Origin of the sequence: Ruixingdingia sedimenti, assembly GCF_031432425.1 — a bacterium.
GTDB lineage: Bacteria > Pseudomonadota > Alphaproteobacteria > Rhodobacterales > Rhodobacteraceae > Ruixingdingia > Ruixingdingia sedimenti.
The window spans coordinates 84,976-109,051 of the sequence record NZ_JAVKPH010000005.1 but is presented as its reverse complement, the minus strand read 5'-3'; the positions used below and the strand labels follow the sequence as shown (position 1 = coordinate 109,051).

Annotated in this window: 20 protein-coding genes and 1 other RNA gene; 5 read left to right on the top strand and 16 right to left on the bottom strand. The window is 67.6% G+C overall.

All coding sequences use genetic code 11. The features are described from left to right. Window positions 1-15: 15 nt before the first annotated feature. Window positions 16-1,620 (bottom strand): cytochrome-c oxidase, cbb3-type subunit I, encoded by a 1,605-nt coding sequence (gene ccoN / locus RGD00_RS06440; protein WP_310456481.1) that lies wholly within the window; start codon window positions 1,618-1,620, stop codon window positions 16-18. Between the two features lie 203 nt (window positions 1,621-1,823). Here ccoN and RGD00_RS06435 point away from each other — a divergent pair, with 203 nt between their 5' ends. After that, window positions 1,824-2,678, top strand: a complete 855-nt coding sequence (locus RGD00_RS06435; protein ID WP_310456480.1) for a universal stress protein — start codon at window positions 1,824-1,826, stop codon at window positions 2,676-2,678. A 228-nt stretch (window positions 2,679-2,906) separates the two neighbouring features. Here RGD00_RS06435 and fnrL read toward each other — a convergent pair whose 3' ends face one another. After that, window positions 2,907-3,650, bottom strand: coding sequence for a transcriptional regulator FnrL (gene fnrL / locus RGD00_RS06430; RefSeq protein ID WP_310456479.1), 744 nt, complete (start codon window positions 3,648-3,650; stop codon window positions 2,907-2,909). A gap of 74 nt (window positions 3,651-3,724) precedes the next feature. Here fnrL and hemN point away from each other — a divergent pair, with 74 nt between their 5' ends. After that, complete coding sequence (hemN, locus tag RGD00_RS06425) at window positions 3,725-5,080, top strand: oxygen-independent coproporphyrinogen III oxidase (protein WP_310456478.1); 1,356 nt, start codon at window positions 3,725-3,727, stop codon at window positions 5,078-5,080. 126 nt (window positions 5,081-5,206) lie between these two features. Here the strand turns inward: hemN and RGD00_RS06420 are convergent, their stop codons facing one another. The 6 genes from RGD00_RS06420 to RGD00_RS06395 form a co-directional block, all read right to left on the bottom strand. After that, window positions 5,207-6,433: a glycosyltransferase gene (locus RGD00_RS06420; RefSeq protein WP_310456477.1), complete on the bottom strand. Its 1,227-nt coding sequence runs from the start codon at window positions 6,431-6,433 to the stop codon at window positions 5,207-5,209. Further along, window positions 6,430-8,043 carry an ABC transporter ATP-binding protein gene (locus RGD00_RS06415; RefSeq protein WP_310456476.1) on the bottom strand — a complete coding sequence of 538 codons (1,614 nt, stop codon included), beginning with the start codon at window positions 8,041-8,043 and terminating at the stop codon, window positions 6,430-6,432. The genes RGD00_RS06420 and RGD00_RS06415 overlap by 4 nt, the downstream gene beginning before the upstream one ends. Next, a complete protein-coding gene (locus RGD00_RS06410; RefSeq protein WP_310456475.1) occupies window positions 8,040-9,152 on the bottom strand; it encodes an ABC transporter permease in 1,113 nt (370 codons plus the stop codon). The genes RGD00_RS06415 and RGD00_RS06410 overlap by 4 nt, the downstream gene beginning before the upstream one ends. Window positions 9,153-9,155: 3 nt before the next feature. Next, window positions 9,156-10,247 carry a microcin C ABC transporter permease YejB gene (locus RGD00_RS06405; protein WP_310456474.1) on the bottom strand — a complete coding sequence of 364 codons (1,092 nt, stop codon included), beginning with the start codon at window positions 10,245-10,247 and terminating at the stop codon, window positions 9,156-9,158. 7 nt (window positions 10,248-10,254) lie between these two features. Beyond that, the gene (locus RGD00_RS06400) at window positions 10,255-12,174 is read right to left on the bottom strand and encodes an extracellular solute-binding protein (RefSeq protein WP_310456473.1); all 1,920 of its coding nucleotides are present in this window, start codon (window positions 12,172-12,174) and stop codon (window positions 10,255-10,257) included. 187 nt (window positions 12,175-12,361) lie between these two features. Further along, on the bottom strand, window positions 12,362-12,880 hold the full coding sequence (locus tag RGD00_RS06395; protein WP_310456472.1) for a c-type cytochrome: 519 nt from the start codon (window positions 12,878-12,880) through the stop codon (window positions 12,362-12,364). 123 nt (window positions 12,881-13,003) lie between these two features. Between RGD00_RS06395 and RGD00_RS06390 the strand changes: the two genes are divergently transcribed. Continuing rightward, entirely contained in the window at window positions 13,004-13,840 is an 837-nt protein-coding gene (locus RGD00_RS06390; protein ID WP_310456471.1) for a prephenate dehydratase, read from the top strand. A 138-nt stretch (window positions 13,841-13,978) separates the two neighbouring features. Here the strand turns inward: RGD00_RS06390 and RGD00_RS06385 are convergent, their stop codons facing one another. Further along, window positions 13,979-14,437: an SRPBCC family protein gene (locus RGD00_RS06385; RefSeq protein WP_310456470.1), complete on the bottom strand. Its 459-nt coding sequence runs from the start codon at window positions 14,435-14,437 to the stop codon at window positions 13,979-13,981. A gap of 11 nt (window positions 14,438-14,448) precedes the next feature. Next, on the bottom strand, window positions 14,449-15,420 hold the full coding sequence (gene nudC / locus RGD00_RS06380) for an NAD(+) diphosphatase (RefSeq protein WP_310456469.1): 972 nt from the start codon (window positions 15,418-15,420) through the stop codon (window positions 14,449-14,451). Window positions 15,421-15,672: 252 nt separating this feature from the next. Between nudC and RGD00_RS06375 the strand changes: the two genes are divergently transcribed. Next, a complete protein-coding gene (locus RGD00_RS06375) occupies window positions 15,673-17,517 on the top strand; it encodes a bifunctional 2',3'-cyclic-nucleotide 2'-phosphodiesterase/3'-nucleotidase (protein ID WP_310456468.1) in 1,845 nt (614 codons plus the stop codon). 42 nt (window positions 17,518-17,559) lie between these two features. Then, an RNA gene (ffs, locus tag RGD00_RS06370) (signal recognition particle sRNA small type) lies at window positions 17,560-17,656 on the top strand. A gap of 275 nt (window positions 17,657-17,931) precedes the next feature. On the opposite strand, the gene proX is transcribed toward ffs, so the two are convergent. The 6 genes from proX to RGD00_RS06340 all read right to left on the bottom strand — a co-directional run. Continuing rightward, the gene (gene proX / locus RGD00_RS06365) at window positions 17,932-18,954 is read right to left on the bottom strand and encodes a glycine betaine/L-proline ABC transporter substrate-binding protein ProX (protein ID WP_310456467.1); all 1,023 of its coding nucleotides are present in this window, start codon (window positions 18,952-18,954) and stop codon (window positions 17,932-17,934) included. A 76-nt stretch (window positions 18,955-19,030) separates the two neighbouring features. Next, the gene (locus RGD00_RS06360; RefSeq protein ID WP_310456466.1) at window positions 19,031-19,963 is read right to left on the bottom strand and encodes an ABC transporter permease; all 933 of its coding nucleotides are present in this window, start codon (window positions 19,961-19,963) and stop codon (window positions 19,031-19,033) included. Then, on the bottom strand, window positions 19,947-21,197 hold the full coding sequence (locus RGD00_RS06355; protein ID WP_310456465.1) for a quaternary amine ABC transporter ATP-binding protein: 1,251 nt from the start codon (window positions 21,195-21,197) through the stop codon (window positions 19,947-19,949). Before RGD00_RS06355 ends, RGD00_RS06360 begins: the two co-directional genes overlap by 17 nt. Window positions 21,198-21,458: 261 nt before the next feature. Continuing rightward, a complete protein-coding gene (locus tag RGD00_RS06350) occupies window positions 21,459-22,250 on the bottom strand; it encodes a helix-turn-helix transcriptional regulator (protein ID WP_310456464.1) in 792 nt (263 codons plus the stop codon). A 171-nt stretch (window positions 22,251-22,421) separates the two neighbouring features. Then, the gene (locus RGD00_RS06345; RefSeq protein ID WP_310456463.1) at window positions 22,422-23,558 is read right to left on the bottom strand and encodes a C4-dicarboxylate TRAP transporter substrate-binding protein; all 1,137 of its coding nucleotides are present in this window, start codon (window positions 23,556-23,558) and stop codon (window positions 22,422-22,424) included. A 40-nt stretch (window positions 23,559-23,598) separates the two neighbouring features. Next, window positions 23,599-24,076 (bottom strand): TRAP transporter large permease subunit (locus RGD00_RS06340; protein ID WP_310456462.1); only part of this gene is annotated, 478 nt, incomplete at its 5' end.

The window sequence follows — 24,076 nt, the reverse complement described above, 5'->3', positions numbered from 1 at the left end:
TGGCTGTCTCCGGTCTCATTCAGCGGGGACGACCGAATGCGTCGTCGCCTTGGCAGGCTGCGCGCGGACGGTCATCCACAGGTTGTAGGACATGATGATCCCGCCCAGCAGGAACAGCGTCCCGCCCAGCGCGCGCACCACATACATCGGGAACTTCGCGGAAACGGTGTCGGCGAAGGCGTTGACGAGGAAGCCGTTGGCATCCACCTCGCGCCACATCAGCCCTTCCATGATGCCCGTGACCCACATCGAGGCCGCATAGAGAACGATCCCGATGGTGGCGAGCCAGAAGTGCCATTCCACCAGCCGCAGCGAATAGAGCCGCTCGCGGTTCCACAGTTTCGGCGTCAGATAGTAGAGCGCGCCGAAGGTGATCATGCCGTTCCAGCCGAGCGCGCCGGAATGCACATGGCCGATGGTCCAGTCGGTGTAGTGGCTGAGCGAGTTCACGGCCTTGATCGACATCATCGGGCCTTCGAAGGTGGACATGCCGTAGAAACCGATGGCCACCACCATCATGCGGATGATCGGGTCGGTGCGCAGCTTGTCCCAGGCGCCCGAAAGCGTCATCAGCCCGTTGATCATGCCGCCCCAGGACGGCATCCACAGGATGACCGACATCACCATGCCCAGCGTCGCCGCCCATTGCGGCAGCGCGGTATAGTGCAGGTGGTGCGGACCCGCCCAGATATAAAGGAAGATCAGCGCCCAGAAGTGGATGATCGACAGCTTGTAGCTGTAGACCGGGCGTTCGGCCTGTTTCGGGACGAAGTAATACATCATGCCCAGGAAGCCCGCGGTCAGGAAGAAGCCCACCGCGTTGTGGCCGTACCACCACTGCACCATCGCATCCTGCACGCCCGCGAACACCTGCACCGATTTCGACCCGAAGACCGACACCGGCATGGACAGGTTGTTGATCACATGCAGCATCGCGATGGTCACGATGAAGGACAGGTAGAACCAGTTGGCCACATAGATATGCGGCTCCTTGCGCTTGATGATCGTGCCCAGGAACACCGCGAGATAGACCAGCCAGACGATGGTCAGCCACCAGTCGACGTACCATTCCGGCTCGGCATATTCCTTGGACTGGGTGGCGCCCAGAACATAGCCCGTCGCCGCCAGGACGATGAACAGGTTGTAGCCCCAGAACACGAACCAGCCCGCGTTGCCCCCCCACAGCCGCGCGGCCGAGGTCCGCTGCACGACATAGAACGAGGTCGCGATCAGCCCGTTGCCGCCGAAGGCGAAGATCACCGCAGAGGTATGCAGCGGCCGCAGGCGGCCGAAGTTCATGTAGGGCTGCGCCCATTCGAAATTCAGTACCGGAAATGCCAGCTGAAAGGCGATGAAAACCCCGACCAGAAAGCCGACCACCCCCCAGAAGGCGGTGGCGATCACACCCGCCCGCACCACACCATCCGCATATTCGGTCTGGAGGATGGGGGTGCCGGGCTCGCCCGTACGCCGCAGCGTCCAGAGGAACAGGCCGCCGGCGACGAGCATGACGGTGATCGCGTTGACCTGATAGGCGAGATCGTCGTGCGCATAGTTGGCCGCGATCGCCGCAAGCAGCGCGATCAGGCCGAGCGCAACAAGTTTAACGTAATCCCACATTGTGCGTCCCTTCGTCTTGCCCGGTCCGGCGGTGCCGCCCGGGCGCTATTCGACAGGCTCATCCCTTAGCGCGCGCGCGCAAAGCCGCCTTGATCCATGTCAAGCTTTCGCCTTCCCGTGCGCGATCGGTCCTTGATCAAGGTCAATGCACGGGTCAATCTCGGGCGGCAGACTGAGTCCACATTCGACCGGGAGGCGATCCAATGGCTTACAAGACCCTTCTCACCATCCTGACCGCCGATCAGGACGCCCCCGCCGCGGTGCGGGCCGGCGCGCTCGAGGCCGCCGTGGCGCTGGCCCGGCGCGAGGATGCACATCTCGACGTGCTGACGCTCGGCGTCGACCGCACGCAGATCGGCTATTTCTACCCCGGCGCCAGCGCGGTGATCTATCAGCAGTCGATGGAGGCCGCACAGGCCCAGGCGGCGGCGCTGGAACAACTTTCCCGCGACCGGCTGGGGCGCGAGGACATCCGGTGGGGCGTCGACAGCGCGGTGGCGCAGCTTGGCGGGCTCGGGCCCCTGGTGGCGCAGGCGTCGCGATTCGCGGATCTGGTGGTCCTGCCCAAACCCTATGGCGAGGCCCGCGGCCCCGAGGAAGAGGCCGCGCTGGAAGCCGCGCTGTTCGACGGCCAGGCCCCGGTGCTGGTGGTGCCCGAGGGCGCCGACATCTCTGCCCCCCCGCGCCGGGTGGTGGTGGCCTGGAACCAGTCGTCCGAGGCGCTGGTGGCGATCCGCCGCGCGCTGCCGATGCTGAAAAAGGCAACCAGCGTCAACATCGCCATCATCGACCCGCCCGCGCATGGCCCCGAACGGTCCGACCCCGGCGGGATGCTCAGCCAGTGGCTGGCCCGCCAGGGCGTCAGCAGCGAGGTGTCGGTCCTCGCGCGCACCATGTCGCGCATTTCGGACATCCTCGCCCGCCACGTCCGCGACCAGAACGCCGACATGCTGGTGATGGGCGCCTACGGCCATTCCCGTTTCCGCGAGGCGATCCTGGGCGGCGCGACGCGCAACATGCTGGAAATCACCGAAGTGCCGGTGCTGCTGGCGCACTGACGAAAAAAGGGGGGCGTTCCCGCCCCCCTGCCCCCTTTTGCCCTCCCCGCCAGCCGGCAACGCGGGGAGGAGAGGACAGGAGCCTCCGGCGGGGATATTTATGGACAGAAAGTGAGGAAGGCCGGGTCTTGTGGACCTCCCTCCTTCACTTTCTGTCCATAAATATCCCGGGGGTCCGGGGGCTGGCCCCCGGCGCTGCCCTGACCACTCGCGCAACCGCCGGAAGGATCAGTTCAGATAGCCGCCATCGCTGTCGTCGCCGGCCTCTTCCAGCAGGCGGCCGAAATCGGGCACGCTCACGCGCCGCTTGCCTTCCAGCGAGATCACCGAGTCCCGCCGCAGGGCGGAAATCTGGCGGCTGACGGTTTCCAGCGTCAGGCCCAGGTAATCGGCCATCGCCTCGCGCGTCAGGGGCAGTTCGAATTCCAGCGGCCCCGCGACCCCGCGCAGTTTCAGCGTGGCGTCGCGCCGGGCGACGATGGCCAGAAGGCTCGCGATCTTCTCGCGCGCGGTCTTGCGACCCAGAAGCAGCATCCATTCCCGCGCGGCGTCAAGCTCGTCCAGCGTCATTTCCAGCAGCCGCTGGCTGATGTGCGGGGTGCGCAGCATCATTTCCTCGAACGGCTTCTTGCGGAAGCAGCACATCACCAGATCGGTCGTCGCGGTCACGTCATAGGCCGCGATTTCCCGCCCCGGCCGGCCGACGAAATCCGACGGCAACAGCAGGCCGACCATCTGGCGCCGCCCGTCTTCGAGCGTCTGGGTCAGCGTGGCGATGCCCGAGACGACCGAGGCCACGAAATCCATCCGGTCGCCGGACCAGACGACCGTCTGCCCGGCCTCAAAGCTGCGGTAGTACTTGATCCGTTCCAGCTGTGCGAGTTCGTCGGTTTCGCAACGGGCGCAGACCGCGCGATGCCGGATCGGGCATTCGCCGCAGTTCTGGTGGTCTATCGGGCCTGCGTCCTTCACGGGGAGATGATCCTGGCTTGACGGGTTTGATCTGCGTCAAGGCAATCGGGGCCCGACAGGCAGAAGGTATCGCAATGGACACTGAATCGCAACTCACGCGGCTCGGGCTTTTTGACGCGCGGGTGCCCCGCTATACCAGCTATCCCACGGCACCCCATTTCGGCACGTCGTTCGGCCAGGCCCGGTATATCGACTGGATCGGGCAGATCCCCCCGGGGTCCGCCATTTCGCTTTACGTGCATGTGCCGTTCTGCCGCAGGCTGTGCTGGTTCTGCGCCTGCCGCACGCAGGGCACCAGCAGCGACGCGCCGGTCATCGCCTATGTGGAAACCCTGCGCGCGGAACTGGCGCTGTTGCGGCGCCACCTGCCGGCGGGGGTGCGGCTGGCGCGGCTGCACTGGGGCGGGGGCACGCCCACGCTGTTGCAGCCCGACATGATCCGCTGGCTGACGGATGCGATCTTCGAGACGACGCCGCTTGCCGAAGGGGCCGAGTTCTCGGTCGAGATCGACCCGTCGGAAATCGACGCGGCGCGGCTCGACGCGCTGGCGGCGGCGGGGATGAACCGCGCCTCGATCGGGGTGCAGGATTTCGACCCCGAGATCCAGCAGACCATCGGGCGGCTGCAAAGCTATGACCTGACGCGCGCGGCGGCAGAGATGATCCGCGACCGCGGCGTGCACAGCCTGAACGCCGACATCCTGTTCGGCCTGCCGCATCAGGACCCCGCGCGCATCGCCGATTCGGTGCAGAAGCTTCTGTCGCTGTCGCCCGACCGGGTGGCGCTTTACGGCTATGCGCATGTGCCGTGGATGAGCCGGCGGCAACAGATGATCCCCTCGGACGCGATGCCCACGCCGCAGGAACGGCTGCGGCTGTTCGAGGTCGCGCGGCAATTGTTCCTGTGGGACGGCTACGCCGAAATCGGCATCGACCATTTCGCGCGCCCCGAGGACGGACTCGCCGTGGCGCAGCGCGAGGGGCGACTCAGGCGGAATTTCCAGGGCTATACCGACGATGTGGCGCCGGTGCTGCTCGGCCTCGGGGCCTCGTCGATCTCGCGCTTTCCGCAGGGCTATGCGCAGAATGCGGCGGCCACGGGGGCCTATACCAAGGCGATCCGGGCGGGGCAGCTGGCCGTGCACCGCGGCCATGCGTTCCAGGGCGAGGATCTGCTGCGCGCGCGGATCATCGAGGCGCTGATGTGCGATTTCCGCGTGGCGCAGAAGGAACTGGAGGACAGTTTCGGCCTGTCGCCCGCGGGCTTCGCGGCGCTGATGCGGCCGGTGGCGGACCGGTTCGAGGGCATGGTCCGTCTCGGCCCCGAGGCGCTGGAGATCACCCGCGAGGGCCAGCCCCTGACCCGCATGGTCGCGCGGATGTTCGACGCCTACGACCTGTCGAAGGCGGGGCATTCCGGGGCGATCTGATCGGGCCCGCATGCCCGGCGGCGGTTCGGGGGGCGCTGGCGGAACCGGGGGCCAGCCCCCGGACCCCCGGAGTATTTGGGAAAAGGTGAAGGGGGAGGGGCGCGCCATTCGCGCGGGCGGCGGTCCTCAGCCCCGGCCCACGCGTTCCACGAAATCGGCGATCGCGGGCAGGCAGTGGCGGCGCAGGTCATAGCCGCCCTGCAGGATCGTCCGCCGGGCGGCGGCGCGCAGGGGGGCGTGGGCCTCGGGCTCGGCCAGCGCCGCGATCAGCGCCGCGGACCAGCCCTCGACGTCGAAGAAATCGACCAGCCGCCCGTTCACCCCGTCCTTTATCAACTCCTCGACCGGCGCGGTACGCGAACCGACGATGCAGGCCCCGGCCGACATCGCCTCCAGCATCGACCAGGACAGGACGAACGGATAGGTCAGATAGGCATGCGCCCGGCTGACCTGCATCAGCGACACGAAGGCCGGATACGGCACCTTGCCCGCGAAATGGATGCGCGACAGGTCCACCCGGTCGCGCACCTCGTTCAGGAAGCGGTCCTTCCAGGTGCCTTCCGCCGGTGCGGCGCCATAGCTGACCTCATCCCCGCCGATGATGACGACCTGCGCGTTTGGCCGTGCCGCCATCACCGCGGGCAGCGCGCGCATGAAGATGTGGTAGCCGCGATAGGGTTCGAGATTGCGGTTGATGAAGGTCAATACCTCGTCGCCCGCGCGGAACTGCCGGCCGTCGGGCAGCACCGCCACCGCCGCCGGATCGGGGCGCAGCACATCGGTATCCACGCCGTCGAAGATGACCTCGATCATCGGGCGCAGCTGCGGCGGGAAGGTGCTGGCCTGCCATTTCGTCGGCGCCAGCGCCGCATCGGCGGACAGCATCGCCATCCCCAGATGCGCCGCCCGCGCCGTGGTGATCATCGCCTGATCGAGCGAGGGCGTGCTGAATTCCGGGTCGAACCCGACATCCCGCCCCCGCGCGCCGTAGAAGAATTCGGCATAGATGATCAGCTTCGCCGCGGGCCAGACCTCTTTCAGGAACAGCGTCTCGCCCCAGCCGGAATGGCCGAAGATCACGTCCGGGGCGAAGCCGTGCTTGTCGCGCAGCGCGGCGGCGGCGCGGGCGACGGATATGCCGCGGTCGGACATCTCGGTATAGGTCCGCCCCAGCCGGCAGACGGCGCCATCGGGGCGGGGCGTGCGGTGGCGATAGCGGACGGTGGGGGTTTTCGTCTCGCGCTTGTTCACCTCGTCGGTCAGCGCGAGGCAGCGGTGGCCGCGGCGGATGAGTTCGGGCGCGAGGTGGACGAATTGCGCCGGAAAGTTCTGGTGGACGAAAAGGATGTTCATCCCTTGTCCCCTGCCGCTGCGGGATGGTCGCGGAAGGCCGCGGCCATCAGGTTGCGGGTATAGTCGGTCGCGGGCCGGTCGAAGATCGCATCGGCCGGGCCCTGTTCCACCACATCGCCCGCCTTCATCACCATCACCTGATGCGACATGGCGCGGATGACCTTGAGGTCGTGGCTGATGAACAGATAGGCCAGCCCCCCCTTTTGCTGCAATTCGCGCAGGAGGCCCACGATCTGCACCTGCACCGTCATGTCCAGCGCCGAGGTCGGTTCGTCCAGCACCACCAGCCGGGGCCGCAGGATCATGGCGCGGGCGATGGCGATGCGCTGGCGCTGGCCGCCGGAAAATTCGTGCGGATAGCGGCCCATGGTGGCGGGGTCGAGCCCCACCTCGGTCATGATGTCGGCCACCATCCGGCGCGGGTCGCGGCCCGGTTCCACCCCGTGGACGCCCAGACCCTCGGCGATGATCTGTTCCACCGTCATGCGGGGCGACAGGCTGCCATAGGGGTCCTGGAACACGATCTGCATCTGCCGGCGCAGGCTGCGCAGCGCCCTGCCCCGCAGGCCCTGCACATTGCGGCCCATGAACACCACCGGCCCTTCGGAGGCGATCAGCCGCATGATGCCAAGCGCCAGCGTGGTCTTGCCCGACCCGGATTCGCCCACAATGCCAAGGGTTTCCCCCGCCCGCACGGAAATCGAGGCCGCGTTGACCGCCTTGACATGCCCCACGGTGCGGCGCAGCAGCCCGCGGGTGATGGGAAACCAGATGCGCAAGCCTTCCGTCCGCACGATTTCGGGCGCGTCCGCGGGCACGGGATCGGGGCGGCCCTTCGGTTCGGCGGCCAGCAGTTTTTGCGTATAGGGGTGCTGCGGTGCGGCGAACACCTGCGCCGTCGGCCCCTGTTCCACGATCTGCCCGCCCTGCATCACGCAGACCCGATCCGCGATCCGCCGCACGATGCCGAGGTCATGGGTGATGAACAGCAGGCTCAGCCCCTCGCGGTCCTTCAGGTCGGCCAGCAGGTCGAGGATCTGCGCCTGGATCGTCACGTCGAGCGCCGTGGTCGGTTCGTCCGCGATCAGCAGTTCCGGCCCGTTGGCCAGCGCCATGGCGATCATCACCCGCTGCCGCTGCCCGCCCGACAGCTGATGGGGATAGGCGCCAAGGCGGCTTTCGGCGTCGCGGATGCCCACCTTGTCCAGCAGTTCCAGTATCCGCGCCCGCGCCGCCGCGCCCCGCAGGCCCTGATGCAGGGCAAGGCTTTCGGCCAGCTGCTTTTCGATCGTGTGCAGCGGGTTGAGGCTGGTCATCGGTTCCTGAAAGATGAAACTGATGTCGTTGCCCCGCACCGCGCGCAAGCCGGGTTCATCCGCCCCTACCATCTGGCGGCCCAGATAGGTGATGGATCCCGTCACCTCTGCCGAATCCGGCAGAAGGCCCACGGTGGACAGCGCCGTGACCGACTTGCCCGACCCCGATTCCCCCACCAGCGCCACGGTTTCCCCGCGCCCGACGGTGAAGGACACGTCGCGCACGGCCTCGGACACCCGCCCGTCCTGACGGAACCGGACGGTCAGCCCGTCCACCTGCAACACCGGCGTCATCGGAAGGTCTTTCGCGGGTCGAAGGCGTCGCGCACGCCCTCGAAGATGAACACCAGCAGGCTGAGCATGATGGCGAAGGTGAAGAAGGCGGTGAAGGCCAGCCACGGCGCCTGAAGGTTGCGTTTGGCCTGCAAGGTCAGTTCGCCCAGACTGGGGGCCGAGGACGGCATGCCGAAGCCAAGAAAGTCGAGCGCGGCGAGGCTGCCGATGGTGCCGGTGATGATGAAGGGCAGCATGGTCAGCGTCGCCACCATCGCGTTCGGCAGGACATGGCGGAACATGATCACCCGGTCCGTCACGCCAAGCGCGCGCGCGGCGCGGACGTATTCGAAATTCCGCGCGCGCAGGAATTCGGCCCGCACCACGCCCACCAGCGCCGTCCAGCCGAACAATGTCATCAGGATCACCAGCAGCCAGAAATCCATCTGCCAGATCGCGGCGACGATGATGATGACGTAAAGGCTCGGCGTCGCGCCCCAGATCTCGATCACGCGCTGGAAGATCAGGTCCGTCAGCCCGCCGAAATAGCCCTGCACCGCCCCCGCCGCGATACCGATCAGCGATGTGGTCAGCGTGACGACCAGCGCAAAGCCCACCGACAGGCGGAACCCGTAGATCACCCGCGCCAACACATCGCGCGCGGTGTCGTCGGTGCCCAGCCAGTGGCGCGCATCGGGGGTGGAGGGCGCGGTGGTGCCGATGTCGTTGATCGTGTCGTAGCTGTAGGGGATCGGCGGCCACAGGATCCAGCCCTGCCGGAACCCCTCGAGCCCGTCGCTGTAGGCGCCTTCGTGGATCGCCGACATGATGCCTTCGGGATCGTCGAGGCAGTCTTCCATGCCGCCCGCCACGATCAGGCACTGCACCTCGGCGTCACGATAGATCGCCTCGGTCTGGAAATCGCCGCCGAAGGCGGTTTCGGGGTAGAACCGGAAGATCGGGGCATAAAGCTCGCCGCGATAGCGCACCAGCAGCGGCTTGTCGTTCGCAAGGAACTCTGCGAACAGCGACAGGCCGAACAGCACCGCAAAGATCATCAGCGACCAGTAGGCCCGCCGGTTCGCGCGGAAATTGCGCCAGCGGCGCCGGTTCAGGGGCGACAGCGCCATGGGTCAGCCCCCCCGCCGTTCAAAATCGATGCGCGGGTCGATCCAGACATACATCAGATCCGACAGGATGCCGACGATCAGCCCCATCAGCGCAAAGACGTAAAGCGTGCCGAAAATCACCGGATAGTCGCGCGCCACCGCCGCCTCGAACCCCAACCGGCCCAGACCGTCGAGCGAAAAGATCGTCTCGATGATCAGGCTGCCGCCGAAGAACACCGACACGAACACCGCCGGAAAGCCCGCGATGACGATCAGCATGGCGTTGCGGAACACATGGCCGTAAAGCACCCGCCCCTCGCTCAGGCCCTTGGCGCGGGCGGTCATCACGTATTGCTTGCGGATTTCGTCCAGAAAGCTGTTCTTGGTCAGCAGGGTCAGCGTGGCGAAGGCCGAAATGGTGGACGCGATCACCGGCAGCGTGATGTGCCAAAGGTAATCGAGGATCTTTCCCCCCAGGCTCAGCGTCTCGAAATCGTCCGAGGTGAGACCGCGCAGCGGGAACCAGCGGAAATAGGACCCGCCCGCGAACAGCACCAACAGCAGGATGGCGAACAGGAACCCCGGGATCGCATAGCCCACGATGATCGCGCCCGAGGTCCAGGTGTCGAAGGGCGTGCCGTCGCGCACCGCCTTGCGGATGCCGAGCGGGATCGAGATCAGATAGGCGATCAGCGTGGACCACAGGCCCAGAGAGATCGACACCGGCATCTTTTCCAGCACCAGATCCACGACCGAGATCGAGCGGAAATAGCTTTGGCCGAAGTCGAAGCGCAGGTAGTTGCCCATCATCGTCAGGAACCGTTCCAGCGGCGGCTTGTCGAAGCCGAATTCCCTTTCCAGTTGGGCGATGAATTCCGGCGGCAACCCGCGAGAGCCGATATAGCGTTCGTCCCCCCCGCCCTGCGGCATGGCCGAACCGGCATCGCCCGCGCCGCCGGCGAAGCCGCCGAACACATCGCCCTGCCCCTGCACCTGGGCGATGATCTGCTCGATCGGCCCGCCGGGCACGAATTGGACCAGCGTGAAGTTGATGACCATGATGCCGATCAGCGTCGGCACGATCAGCAGCAGCCGGCGAAGGATATATGCGGCCATGCCCGCGTTACCTCAGCGCGCCTTCGGCCCTCAGCCGGGCGGCCTTGTCGGCGTCGTGCCACCAGAAATCCAGCACCCCTACCGAATAGGGCGGCAGATTCCCGGGATGGGCGAACATGTCCCAATAGGCCACCCAGGTGGTGTCATTGTACCAGACCGGCACGATGAACCGTTCCCACCGCAGCGCGCGGTCCAGCGCGCGCAGGGCGGTGTCGCGTTCCTCGGGGGTCTTGCTGTCCAGCGAAATGTCGATCAGCCGGTCCACCAGCGGGCTTTGCAGCGCCGCGGGATTGAAGGTGCTGACCAGCGCATCGCGCGAGCCGTAGGTCTGGTGCAGCCCCGTGCCGGTATCGAGGAAGGCGCGGTAGCCACTGTAGATCATGTCGAAATCGCGGTTGCGTTCGCGCAGCGTGTATTGCGACGGGTCGATCTTGACGAACCGCGCGTCGAGGCCGAAGCGGCGCAGGTTCTGCACGAAGGTTTCCACGACGGATTCCAGCGTCGACGACCCGGCGGAATTGATCGGGATTTCCAGCCGGAAGGTTTCGCCCGCCGCATTGCGGCGCATCCCGTCCTTGCCCACGGGCCAGCCCGCGGCATCCAGCAACTCGCCCGCCCGGCGGCGGTTGCGGCGGTCGTCGAGGCTCCTTTCGCTCGACTCATGGGCCATCACCACGGGGTCGGCCAGCATTTCCGGCGGCACCAGATCGCCAAGCGATTGCAACAGCGCCAGTTCCGCCCCCTCGGGGGTTCCCTTCGCCTCCAGCGGGCTGCCCTGGGTGAAGGAATGGCGCTGCTTGAACAGCCCGTACTGAAGCTGCGCGTTGGTCCATTCGAAGTTATAGGCCAGCGATATCGCCTCGCGCACGCGGCGGTCTTGGAACTGCGGCCGCGTCAGGTTGAAGACGAAGCCGGTGGGATCGGGCGGCGTGCCGTTCGGGAGTTCCTCGCGCACCACCCAGCCGCGCTGGAAGGCGGGGAAATCGTATCCCGTGGCCCATTGGCGCGAGTTGGATTCGGCCCGGAACGTGTATTCCCCGGCCTTGAACGCCTCGAACCCCGCCGCCTCGTCGCCGAAATATTCGATGCGGATACGGTCGAAATTGTGCCGCCCGCGGTTGATGGGCAGATCCTTGCCCCAGTAATCGGGGTTGCGGCGATAGACGATACGGCGGTTGACGTCATAGCTTTCCAGCACATAGGGGCCGGATCCCGGCGCCGCATCCATCCGCGGCTCGTCCAGCCGCGCGCCGGTCTTGTCGAACCACGCCTTCGGCCAGACCGGCACGCTGCCCACCTGGTCGATCAGGCTGCGGCGGGAAATGCCTTCGGCGAAGGTGAACCTGACGGTGTGGTCGTCCAGCGCCTCGGCGCTCAGGATGCGGCGTTTGACCGCATCGGCATAGGAGGCGAGCCCCTGTTCCAGCAGCAGGTTGTGCGAAAACACCACGTCATGCGCCGTCACCGGCGTGCCGTCGGAAAACCGCGCCTCGGGCCGCATGTAGAAGATCACCCAGCTTTTGTCGGCCGGATATTCCAGCCGTTCGGCCAGCAGCCCGTACATCTCGCCATAGACATCGGCAGGGGCGGACCCGCCGGTCGAGGGCTCTTCCCCCAGAAGGCTTTCGTAGGCCATCCAGGAATAGGCCCCGGCGCGGCCCTTGACGCTGTAAGGATTCATGGAATCGAACGTGCCCGAGGCGGCAAGCGCGATCTCGCCCCCCTTGGGGGCATCGGGGTTCACATAGTCGAAATGCGCGAAATCCGCCGGGTATTTCAGATCGCCGTAGTAGGAATAGCCATGCGAACGGATCATATCCCCCGCCGGTTGCGCCGCGGCATCCTGCGCCGCCGCGCCCTGGGCCAGCGACAGCGCCAGCGCCCCGGCCAGACCCGCCCCCACCACAACCCGCCGCCAAGCCGTCATCCGCGATTCTCCCCTGCCGCCGCCGTCCCGCCTGCCCCCCTGCCGGGCCGGGGCATCGTAGCGGCGCGGCCTGCGGGGCCGCAAGTTGCGATTGTGTGAAATACCGGCCATGCAACGGAAATCCGGCATGGAAAAGGCCGCCCCGAGGGGGCGGCCCGGAACCCTGGCCCTGCGGCGGGGCGGCCGGTCAGCCGCCGATGCCTTGCAGATAGGCGATCAGGTCGGCGCGGTCGGCGGGTTTCTTCATGCCGGCATAGCTCATCGTGGTGCCGGGGACGAAGCCCTTGGGGTTGGCGATGAAATGGTCGATGTCGGCGGGAATCCACGCGCCTTCGGCGGCGGCCATCGCGCCGGAATAGTTGAAGCCCGGCGCAGCACCCTTGTCGCGTCCGACGATCCCGGCCAGCGACGGCCCGGTGCTGTTCTTGCCCGGCTCGACCGAATGGCAGGCGGCGCACTGGCGGAACAGCCGTTCGCCCTTGGACGGGTCGGCGGCGGCCAGCAGCGCGTCGAAATCGACCTCTTCTTCCGCGCCGCCCGCATCCTCGCTGGCGCCGGTGTCGATCACATAGGCCTGTTCGGCATGATCGCCATGCCCGCCCCCGGTGGCATACAGCGCCGAGGCCGCCCAGCTGCCGAGAAGGAAGACCAGAAGCGAGCCACAGACTGCGCCCAGGATCTTGGTGGAAGTCATCGTGTCGAACATGTCGCGTCCTAACCCTGCCGTCCCGTTCGTCGGCTATCTACCCGCTTCCCCTATGCGGTTTCAAGGTGTACTAGCGCGCTTGCCCGCGCAAACCGGGCGATTGTCCCTGACGGAGCCCCCTTCATGCGCGGCCGCATCGCCTTCCAGGGTGAACCTGGCGCCTACTCGCACCAAGCCTGCCGGCAGGCCCGCCCGGGGATGGAGGCCGTTCCCTGCCCCACCTTCGAGGATGTGGTGGACCTCACCCGCCGCGGCGAGGTCGATCTGGGCATGCTGGCGGTCGAGAATTCGACCTATGGCCGGGTGGCGGATGTCCACACGCTTTTGCCCCATTCCGGGCTCTATATCGTCGACGAGGCTTTCGTGCGGGTGCATATCGCGCTGCTGGCGGTGCCGGGGACGCGGCTCGACCAGGTGCGCCGGGTGCGCTGCATGTCGATCCTGCACGGGCAATGCCGCGGCTTCATCCGCCGCCACGGGCTGGCTACGATGAACGCCCACGACAACGCCGCCGGCGCGCGCGAGGTCGCGGAACTGGGCGACCCGGCAGAGGCGGCGCTGGCCTCGGAACTGGCGGGCGAGATCTACGGTCTCGACGTGCTGGCGCGCGAGATCGAGGACCAGGCCAACAACACCACCCGCTTCCTCGTGATGTCGCGCGACCGCGACCTTTCCCGCCGCGGCCCGGGCACGATGATGACCTCGTTCACCTTCGAGGTGCGCAACATCCCCGCCGCGCTCTACAAGGCGCTCGGGGGCTTTGCGACGAACGGGATCAACATGACCAAGCTGGAAAGCTACATGGTCGGCGGGTCCTTCACCGCGACGCAGTTCCTGGCCGATATCGAGGGACACCCCGAGGACGCGAACGTCGCCCGCGCCTTCGAGGAACTGGCCTATTTCACCAGCTCCTTCGACATCCTCGGCGTCTACCCCGCCGACCGCAGCGCGCGGGGCTGAACGGGCCCCCGCCTATACACCGGCGCGCTCACCATGCCGGGCGCACCCCGCCCCTTCAGGCTGGTCCCAAATATCCCCGCCGGAGGCTCCCGCACCACCCGCTGCGCCCAAGCGCCGCCGGGGCAAGCCCCCGCACCCTCAGACCCGCGCGCCGCGCAGGCGGGTTTCGACCGCGCCGGCGATCTCTGCCACCCGGGTCTGGAAGCGGCGGGTGATCTTGCCCTGCGCCAGCCGCGCCGATTGCAGCATCACCCGCGCCGGCAGCGTCAGGGCGCGCACCTCGGCGTTGACGATGATCCGGGTGCGGCGCCGCGACATCTCGACCAGATCGACCTCCACGTCGCCCTCGAACTGCTGGCCGGCGACGGCGAAGGCCAGCCGGTCGGGCGCGCGCGCCTCGGTCTGGCGCAGCGACAGCCGCCGCCGCTTGCCGCGGAAGCGGAACGCCAGATCCCATTCCGCCGCCGCGCCATCGGCGGTGCGCGCCACCTCGGCCCCGCGGCGCAGAGCGGCGTGTTCAAACGCATCATGGTCCGACAGGGCGGCATAGACCTCTGCGATCGGGGCCTCGATATCCTCGCGCGTCGTCAGCTTCATCCGCCGCTCCCTCAGTCCGTTTGCCCGGCCAGCCACATCGCCAGCAGGTAATGCGCGATGGCCCCCTGCCGCGGCGCGCGGATCCCGGGGTGGATGCCGGCCATCACCGCCACCATGTCCTCGCGCGTGACCCATTGCGCGCTTTCCAGTTCGTTCGGGTCCACCCGGATCTCGGCCGTCTCGGCCTCGCCCGCGCAGCCGAACATCAGCGAGGCCGGAAAGGGCCAGGGCTGGCTGGCCAGATACCGTACCGCGCCCACGCGCACGCCGGTTTCCTCCTCGACCTCGCGGCGGACGGCGGCCTCGATCGTCTCGCCGGGCTCGACGAAACCGGCGAGGCAGGAATACATCCCCTCGGGCCAGCCGTGCGAACGGCCCAGAAGCACCTCGTTCCCGCGCGTGATCAGCATGATCACCACCGGGTCGGTGCGCGGGAAATGATGCGCCCCGCAGGCGGTGCAGCGGCGTTGCCAGCCGGCGGCCTCGGGTTCCGTCCCGGCGCCGCAGCGGGCGCAATGGCCATGCGTTTCATGCCAGGTGAGGATCCCGCGCGCGGTGGCGGCGATTTCCGCCTCCACCGGCGTGAGCCGCGCCATCACGCCGCGCAGTTCGGCAAAGCGGTGGTCCATCGGCAGCGCCGGGTGGTGCTGTTCCGAAGGGTCGAAGAAGGCCGCCGTCGCGGCGGCGTCGACCCCGGTGGGTTCCCACCCGGTCATGTCGGCGGCAAAGACCGGCGCGCCGCTGTCGGGCAGAAAGCCCAGGAACACCGGCGCCCCCCGCATCTCTGCCAGCACCGGATGGCCATGGGGCACGAGGCCCAGCCGGTTGCGCCCCTCGTCCGCGATCAGCGGCTTGCCGCGCCACATCGGCAGGATCTGCGCCTTGCCCCCCGTCAAGAGCGCGCCCATGCGCGGCGCATCCATGCGAATCCCCGACGCGCGGTCCAGCCCGCCGCCGCCGAACGTCATCACCAGCCCGTCCATTCCGACCCTGCCCTCCCGGCGCCTGCCCCTTGCCCGGGTCCGGCCCGGGTCTTGCCACGGGTTTGCCATGCCTGCCGCCGCAACGCAAACGCAACCGTCGCGCCGCTGCAACAGATGCGCAGGAAGGGAGGCGCCACAACCTTTGCATGTCCGGGCATTCTGGCCATCCCCCCGGCGCGGCTCTAGATTCGCACCACCCTGGGCAGGACCAGCCGCCGGAACCGCCACCGCCCGCCAATCGCAGGAGCAACCTTGCCCCCACCCCGCCCGCCCCGTCCGGCCGCGCCGGTGATCCGGTTGAGGATCCTTGCCACCAGCGATCTGCATGTGCAGATCCCCCCGCACGACTATTACCGCGACCGGCCCCTGCCCGGGATGGGTCTTGCGCAGGCCGCGCATCTGATCCGCGCGCTGCGGGCCGAGGCGGCGAACTGCCTGCTGTTCGACAACGGCGATTTCCTGCAAGGCACGCCGCTCGGCGATTACCTGGCCGAACTGCGCCCCCCCACGCCCGCCGCGCCGCATCCGATGGTCGCGGCGATGAACCTTCTCGGCTACGACGCCGGAACGCTCGGCAATCACGAATTCAACTATGGCCTGCCGTTCCTGCGCGCAGCCCTTGCGGGGGCGGCCTTTCCGCTGGTGTCGGCGAACCTCCATCCGATCGGGGACGAACCGCCGCTGGCGCCGCCCCATCTGCTGCTCGACCGGCAGATGCGGGACGCGGCCGGGGCGGTCCACCGGCTGCGGATCGGCGTCACCGGCTTTCTGCCGCCGCAGGTGACGATGTGGGACCGCACGCATCTGGCCGGCCGTTTCGCCACCAGCGACATCCTGACGGCGGCGCGCCGGCAGGTGGCGGCGCTGCGCGCGGCGGGGGCGGATCTGGTCGTGGCGCTCAGCCATTCCGGGATCGGTGCGGCGGGCGCGGGGGCGGGCACGGAAAACGTGACGCTCGACCTGGCCGGGGTCGCGGGGATCGACGCCGTGATCGCCGGGCACAGCCATCTGGTCTTTCCCGATCCCGCCTTCGCGGGCATTCCGGGCGTGGACGTGGCGGGCGGGCGGCTGCGCGGCACGCCCGCGGTGATGCCGGGCCACAGCGGCAGCCATGTCGGCGTGATCGAGCTTGAACTGCGGCGGGGCGCGGGCGGCTGGCAGGTGGCGGCGGGGCACGGCCGGGCGCTGTCGCCCGCCGCGCTCGGCGCCGAACCGGCAGAGGACGTGCTGGCCGCGGCGGCGGCCGATCACGCCGCCACCCGTGCCCGGCTGTCGCAAGTCGTGGGCCACAGCCGCGCGGCGCTGCACAGCCATTTCGCGCTGACCCACGATAGCGCCGCGGTGCGCCTGATTGCACAGGCGCAGGCCGCGCATGTCGCGCGCGCGCTGGCCGGGGGCCCGTTCGGCGGCCTGCCGGTGCTGGCCGCCGCCGCGCCCTTCAAATCCGGCGGGCATGGCGGGCAGGACCATTACACCGACGTGCCCGCGGGCGCGATCACGCTGCGCGATCTGGCGGACATATCCCCCTATCCCAACCGGATCGCGGCGGTGGTGCTGACCGGGGCGCAGCTGCGGGCGTGGCTCGAACATGCCTCGGGCATCTTCCGCCGGCTGGTGCCCGGGCGGCAGGATCAGCCGCTGATCGACCCCGACACGCCCGGCTATCATTTCGACCTGATCGAGGGGCTGCGCTACACCATCGACCTGACCCGCCCGTTCCGCCGCGCCTCGGACCCCGGGGAACCGGGCCGCATCCGCGACCTGCACCACCGCGGCCGCCCGGTGGACCCCGCGGCGCGCTTCGTGCTGGCGACGAACAGCTACCGCGCGGCGGGGGGCGGCGGCTTTCCCGGCACCGGCGCCGGGACGGGGCTGGATGTGGGGCAGGCCACCATCCGCGAGGTGATCGCGGCGCATCTTGCCGCCACCGGCCCCTTCGCACCCCCCGCCGCGCCGGTCTGGCGCTTCGCCCCCCTGCCCGGCACCTCGGCGCTGTTCGACACCGGCCCCGCCGCCGCCCGCCTGCCCACCCCCGCCGGGGTGACGCCGGTCGGCCCCACTGCACAGGGCTTCCTGCGCCTGCGGCTGCGGTTCTGACGCCGCTTGCATTCCGCCCCCGCTGCGCCTATCTCTGCCCGCGAGAGGTTGGCGCGGGCAGGCGCCTCGCCAACCCGGTCAGGTCCGGAAGGAAGCAGCCGCAACGAGCCCCGTCTGGGTCGCTGTCCAGCCTCTCACCCTTTCCCCCACATCAGCGTTTGAAAATGCCGGCCCCCGGTTTCCCGGTGCCGGCATCGAAACGGCGGTTTCGAGATGGGTCCGCGCGACGGGGGGTGCAGCAGCGGCGCCGCTTTCGGTGATCGTCTGTCATGCCGACACCGCGGGGGCCGGTCGTCGCCGCACCTGAACAGCCGCCGACACCCGATGGCGACGCGACGAGGCAGGATCGTGCAAAGCGCGAAGCCTCGGCCATCCGCCGCCGCCCCCCGGCCCGGGGCACGGCGGCGGGGTGTGTTACTGCGCGGCGGTACGGGCCGCGTCCAGCCAGCCGTCGACCTTGGCCCGGTTCGCGGCGATCCAGGCGGCGGCCTGGGCCGTGATGTCGGTGTCGCCGGCGTTCATCGCGGCGTTCTGGGCATAGATGTCGGCCACCGGGATCTCTGCCGCTTCCAGCAGCGCGCGGACGTCAGGGTGTTCCTTCAGGAACGCGCTGTTGGCCACCGGCACGATGTCGCTGCCGGGAAAGCCGAGGCGGCAGGGGTCGTTCACGCAGCCCGTGACGCCGGTCAGCGTGGCGGCATCGGCCAGCTTCATCAGGTCGCCGGGCAGGTCGACCTCGGGCACCTCGATCCAGACCACATCCTCGCCGGGGACCAGTTCGTTGACCGTCCAGTTCGGCGTCCAGGTATAGAAGAAGATCGACTCGCCGTTGCCATAGGCCGCGACCGCGTCGCCCATCGCGGCGGCGTAGCTCGCCTTGATCGGGTTGACGTGATCGCGCAGGCCGTAGGCGTCGAGGTGATGCTCGATGTTCAGCTCGCACCCCCAGCCGGGCGGGCAGGCCACCAGATCGGCCTTGCCGTCGCCGTCGCGGTCGAAAGCCTGCTTGACCTCGTCGCGCTTGAAATCCTCGACCGAGGTGATGTTCAGCCGGTCGGCCGTGGCCTTGTCGACCAGATAGCCCTCCATCGCGCCGCCCGGGGCGACGGCGCCGATGATTTCGGCCCCCTGTTCGAACATCGGGCGGTAGGTGTCGTGCAGCGGGAACCAGCCGTCCACCCACAGGGTCACGTCGCCGCTGGCCACCGCCGTATAGAAGGGCGGGTTGTCGAGGGTCATCACCTCGGGCGTGGTGTAGCCGAGTTCCTGGAACATCTGGCGGTAGATTTCCGTCTGGAACCAGCCGGTATCCCAGGTGGGTTGCGCCATGGTGATCGTCGCGCCCTCGCCGGGGCGGTCCTGGGCCAGGGCGGGCGCCGCCCCCAGAAGGCCGAGCGCGCCGATTGCGGACAGGGTAAGCTTGAGACGGGAACGCATCCGGGTCTCCTTTTCTTCTCGTGTTTCCAGATGGACGCGCGGGGCGCACCCCGCCCGCCATGCGAAACGGGCAGGTTCAGCCTGCCTTCTGGGCCTCTGCCCCGGGGGCGGTGCCCCGCAGGCGAAGAAGGTTCATCACCGCCTGCCGCAGCGACAGGCCGCGCAGACCCGCGCCATCGGCGATGCCTTGCGTGATCCGGTCGAGGACGATGGCGAGGATGACGATGGCGACGCCGCCGGCGGTCGCACCGCCCACGTCCAGCCGCCCGAGCCCGGTGTTCACCACCAGCCCCAGCCCCCCGGCCCCGATCAGCGCCGCGATCACCACCATCGACAGCGCCAGCATCAGCGTCTGGTTCAGCCCCGCCATGATGGTGCGCATCGCCAGCGGCAGTTGCAGATCCCACAGCATCTGCCACGGGGTCGAACCGAAGGCCTCTGCCGCCTCGATCAGGTCGGCGCGGACATTGCGGATGCCGAGGTTCGTCAGCCGCACGATGGGCGGCAGGGCGAAGATGATGGTGGCGATGATGCCGGGCGCCATGCCGACGCCGAACAGCATGACGATCGGCACCAGATAGACGAACGAGGGGATCGTCTGCATGATGTCCAGCACCGGGCGGATCACCCGCCACGCCCGGTCCGACCGCGCCGCGAGGATGCCGGCGGGAATGCCGATCACCGTGCAGAACAGGACCGAGGTGACGATCATCGCCAAGGTGGTCATGGTGTGGTTCCACAACCCGATCATGTCGATGAAGGCGAAACCGAGGACCGTGATGATCGCGGTCGCCCGGCCCGCCGTCCGCCACGCCACCAGCGCGAAGGCCGCCGTCGTCACCAGCATCGGCATCCAGCGGAAGAACCAGTCGAGCCCGGCCAGAACGGCGGAAACCGGCACCTGCGCGGCGCGGAAGGTGGGGCGGAAGTTCGGCACCAGCCATCCCCGGACGAAGGCGTTCACCCAGTCGTCGAAGGGAAGCGTGGCAAGGTCAGCGGGGCTGAACATCGGCGCCCTCCTTCTGTTCGGCGCTCTGGCCATCGGGGCTGTCGGTCTCTGCCTCGCCCGACAGGTGGGACAGCACGGCGTTCGGTTCGACCACGGCGACCAGCCGGTCGTTGTCGTCGGTCACGGCGATGGGCAGGCCGCTGCCGGCGGGCCCGTAAAGCGCGCTCAGCTGCGTGTCGGTCGAGGCGGTGGGGTAATCGGTGATCAGCGTGCTGCGGATCGTCGGGCTCGGGGTGGATGCGTCCATCTCGCAGGCCGCAAGATCGCGGTAGGTGACGACCCCCGCCACGCGCTTGCCGTCCATGACGTAAAGCGCCTGGCTGCCGTGTTTTTCCATCAGGCGCAGCGCCTCGCGCACCGGCGTGTCGCGCAGCTGGATGGTGATCGGTTCCGACGACACGTCGTCGGCGGTGAACACCCGGCCCCGGTCGATATCGGCGACGAAGGCCGCGACGTAATCGTCGGCGGGCGCGGTCACGATTTCCTGCGCGGTGCCGATCTGGACGACGCAGCCGTCCTTCATGATCGCGATCCGGTTGCCCAGAAGGATCGCCTCGTTCAGGTCGTGGGTGATGAAGACGATGGTCTTGCGCAGCGTCTTTTGCAGGTCGAGCAGTTCGGCCTGCATGTCGCGGCGGATCAGCGGGTCGAGCGCGCCGAAGGGTTCATCCATCAGCAGGATGTCGGGGTCCGCCGCAAGGCCGCGGGCAAGGCCCACGCGCTGCTGCATGCCCCCCGACAGGTCCGACGGCATGCTGTCGGCCCAGGGTTCCAGCCCGACCTGCCCCAGCACGGCCAGCGCGCGTTCGCGCCGCGCGGATTCCGGCATGCCGCGCACCTTCAGCCCGTAGGCGACGTTTTCGGCGATGGTCCAGTGCGGGAACAGCGCGAAATGCTGGAACACCATCGCGATCTTTTCGCGCCGGATGCCGCGCAGGCGGGCCGTATCCGCGGCGGCGACATCCTCGCCGTCGATCAGCACGCGCCCCGCGGTGGGCGGGATCAGCCCGTTCAGCATGCGCACCAGCGTGGATTTCCCCGAACCCGACAGCCCCATGACGACGAAGATCTCGCCCTCGTCCACCTGAAAGCTGACATCCTGCACCCCGACGGTGGCGCCCGTCGCCTCGAGGATTTCCCGTTTGCCCTTGCCTTCCCGCAAAAGGGCCAGTGCCCGGGAGGCATCGTTTCCAAAGACTTTATACAGGTTCTCGACCGAAAGTTTCGGCTGCATGACACTCCGATTTGTCCCGGTCGGTAACATCGGCCGAGGCCGACACTGGATGACTTGCTGATCCCGATGCGCATGCGACATGCGCGATCCCGCCGTTTCCACAGCAGAAAGACGAGGCACACCGGGACGCGCCTCAGGGATCGGAGAGTGCGCGGATTTTAGCGCACTGGCCCCGGAGCGCAACCCGAATATGCCCCGGCCACTGGTTTCACCCCTGCTACGGCGACTAAGATATTGTCAGTAAATGGAAAACCGTCCGGATCAGGCGACCAGCAACCGCATCAATTCGTTCTGGGAAGATATCCTGAGCCGCGCATAGGCCCGTTTGCGGTAGGTCAGAACGGTGTTGATGCTGATGCCCAGTTCCAGCGCGATCCCCTCGGATGTCAGGCCGCGGGCGATGTTGACGCAGACCTCAATCTCGCGGCGGGTCAGGCCCAGGGCAAGCCGGTCCAGCCTTTCGCGCATGTCTTCCTGTCCGGTTCCCGGCGCATGGACGGCGGCGCCGATGCCGTCGCGCTTCAGCAGCATGTAAAGCACATCGGCGCTTTCCGACAGGAAGGACACCGTGTTGCTGCTGAAGGCGCCGTCGCCTTCGAAATAGATGTTGAACCGGGTCGTTATGCTGTCCTGCGTATGCAGGACCGAGGCGCGGCTTTTCAGGTTTTCCGCGACGAAACAATCGTCGCGGTATTCGGCATCGGGGATCTGTTCGCGATCCAGCAGGACCATCGACCGGCCGTCGCGGACCTTGTGCGCCTCATAGGCGCTCAGCGGGTCGTTCTTCCAGTAATAGTCGAGGTATTTCCGGTTGCGCCACAGCGGGGGCATGCGGGTGCCCATGCGCATGTAGCAGCTTTGCGGGCGGCCGGGCGGGCCGTGGAAGATGATGATCTGGTCGCAGCCGGTCGCCGCGCGGGCAAGGCCGAACAACTCGCGCCCGAAGGTCGGGCGGCCGACGCTGCAAAACGCCGCCTCATAATGCGGAAGGAGGTTCGGGCGAAAGCTGCGGCCGTCTCCCCCCAGATCCTCGATATGCAACGTTCCCTCCAAACCTTGCACAGGACTGCTACTGCACGGGCAAATCCTCATCCCGCGTGTACGCTTCGAGTGAAGAACAAGTCCCCTCGGGATGCAAGCGCCGCGTGGGCCGCCTTGCGGGATGGTTCACACAAGACGCCTGCCACGGGATCCGTGGCAGGCGCGCGGCGCGGGCTGGCGCTGTTACCGGATGCCATAGGTGGCGACATCGACCTTGCTGTAGATGTTGTCCCAGATCAGCTTTCCGAGGACATCGGCGTCGGTGACGTCGACATCCTTCAGCAGGCCGTCCCATTTTTCCATCAGCGCGGTGAAATCCGCCATTTCCTTCTCGATATTCCCGACGCCCGCGGCCTTGCCCTTGGCGACGACGATATCGTCGATGTCGGCGACGAACGCCTGATAGGCATCGACAAGATCGGGCGACGGCTCGACAAAGGTGATGCCGCCGTCCTTGCCCGCCTGCTTGGCCTTTTCGCCATCCGCGACATAGGTGGTGATGTTGACCGCCAGATAGCGCGCCGATTCCTCCAGCACGATCTTGCGGTTCTCTTCGCTGATCCGCGCCCAGGAATCGGGGTTCCAGATCCACGACGCGCCGGTGAAGAACGGCCCCATCGGCATGGTGTTGAAACCCTTGGCCACGCGCAACAGGTTCGCGCCGGTCACGATATGGGTCGGATCCGCCGTGGCGCAATCCACCGCGCCGCGTTCGAAGGCGGTGTACATCTCTGCCGAGGTGATGTTCACGTCGACCATGCCGAGCGAGCGGGCGAATTCCGACCAGGGCCCGCCCGGGGTGCGCACCCGCAGGCCCTTGAGGTCCTCGGCCCCGGCGATCTTGTCGCTGCGGCAGATGAAGTGATAGGCGGGCGTGGTATAGCCGCCCATGTAGACCACGCCGGCCTTGGCGATCTCGCCGTTTCCTTCGGGGTCGAGCAGCCCGTATTCCGCCGCCGCGATCGCCACCACATGGGGCTTGGGCACCTTGAAGCCCAGGAACGAGATCACGTTCCAGATCGGCATTTCCGCGGGCGTATAGGTGAAGGCGTGATAGGCCAGATCGGCCACGCCCGAACGGGTGCCGGCAAGGCTTTCCGCGTTCGGCAGCAATGCGCCCGAGAAATAGAACTCGATGGTGACATCGCCGTTGGTGCGGTTCTTCACCGATTCCGCCCAGGGGATATAGGCGTTGGCCGGCATCGGTTCGGTCGGGTTCAGGTTCATCGCATAGCTGAAGGTGTCGGCCTGCGCGGCCGGGGCGCCGGCAATGGCGCCAAGGGCGGCCGCGGCGGCGAACAGGGTTCTTCTGTAGGTCATGGGTCTCCTCCGTTGGTGAATGTTGGGGGCGGGACGCCCCTCAGCCGATGAGGTCGGGCAGGTAGAGGCTGAGGACGGGAAAGGCGACAAGCAGGGTCAGCACCAGCAGGTCGGTCACGACGAACCAGCTTACGCCCCGGAAGATCGTCACCAGATTGACCTCTTTCCCCAGGGCGCTTTTCACAACAAAGACGTTCAGGCCCAGGGGCGGCGTCACCATCCCGATTTCCAGCAGCTTGACCGTCAGGATGCAGAACCAGATCATGTTCACATCGAAATGGTTCAGCAGCGGCATCAGCACCGGCAGCGTCAGCAGCATGATCCCGATGGATTCCAGGAACATGCCCAGCACCAGATACATCAGCGCGATGAAGAAGATGATGACGTAGAGGTTGTCGCTCAGCGACAGCACGTTGTTGGCGAAGGCGGTGGGCAGCTGGCTCATCCCCATCAGGCGCTGGAACATCGCCGCCCCGATCGAAATGAGGAAGATCGCGCAGGTCGCGGTGGCGGTATCG

Excerpts from the sequence above, each read along its gene's own strand:
- RGD00_RS06345 (WP_310456463.1), bottom strand. The coding sequence starts at position 23,558 with ATGACCTACAGAAGAACCCTGTTCGCCGCCGCGGCCGCCCTTGGCGCC.
- RGD00_RS06410 (WP_310456475.1), bottom strand. The coding sequence starts at position 9,152 with ATGGCGCTGTCGCCCCTGAACCGGCGCCGCTGGCGCAATTTCCGCGCG.
- RGD00_RS06360 (WP_310456466.1), bottom strand. The coding sequence starts at position 19,963 with ATGTTCAGCCCCGCTGACCTTGCCACGCTTCCCTTCGACGACTGGGTG.
- RGD00_RS06435 (WP_310456480.1), top strand. The coding sequence starts at position 1,824 with ATGGCTTACAAGACCCTTCTCACCATCCTGACCGCCGATCAGGACGCC.
- RGD00_RS06385 (WP_310456470.1), bottom strand. The coding sequence starts at position 14,437 with ATGAAGCTGACGACGCGCGAGGATATCGAGGCCCCGATCGCAGAGGTC.
- RGD00_RS06395 (WP_310456472.1), bottom strand. The coding sequence starts at position 12,880 with ATGTTCGACACGATGACTTCCACCAAGATCCTGGGCGCAGTCTGTGGC.
- RGD00_RS06400 (WP_310456473.1), bottom strand. The coding sequence starts at position 12,174 with ATGACGGCTTGGCGGCGGGTTGTGGTGGGGGCGGGTCTGGCCGGGGCG.
- proX (WP_310456467.1), bottom strand. The coding sequence starts at position 18,954 with ATGCGTTCCCGTCTCAAGCTTACCCTGTCCGCAATCGGCGCGCTCGGC.
- RGD00_RS06420 (WP_310456477.1), bottom strand. The coding sequence starts at position 6,433 with ATGAACATCCTTTTCGTCCACCAGAACTTTCCGGCGCAATTCGTCCAC.
- ccoN (WP_310456481.1), bottom strand. The coding sequence starts at position 1,620 with ATGTGGGATTACGTTAAACTTGTTGCGCTCGGCCTGATCGCGCTGCTT.
- RGD00_RS06415 (WP_310456476.1), bottom strand. The coding sequence starts at position 8,043 with ATGACGCCGGTGTTGCAGGTGGACGGGCTGACCGTCCGGTTCCGTCAG.
- RGD00_RS06405 (WP_310456474.1), bottom strand. The coding sequence starts at position 10,247 with ATGGCCGCATATATCCTTCGCCGGCTGCTGCTGATCGTGCCGACGCTG.
- RGD00_RS06390 (WP_310456471.1), top strand. The coding sequence starts at position 13,004 with ATGCGCGGCCGCATCGCCTTCCAGGGTGAACCTGGCGCCTACTCGCAC.
- RGD00_RS06355 (WP_310456465.1), bottom strand. The coding sequence starts at position 21,197 with ATGCAGCCGAAACTTTCGGTCGAGAACCTGTATAAAGTCTTTGGAAAC.
- nudC (WP_310456469.1), bottom strand. The coding sequence starts at position 15,420 with ATGGACGGGCTGGTGATGACGTTCGGCGGCGGCGGGCTGGACCGCGCG.
- hemN (WP_310456478.1), top strand. The coding sequence starts at position 3,725 with ATGGACACTGAATCGCAACTCACGCGGCTCGGGCTTTTTGACGCGCGG.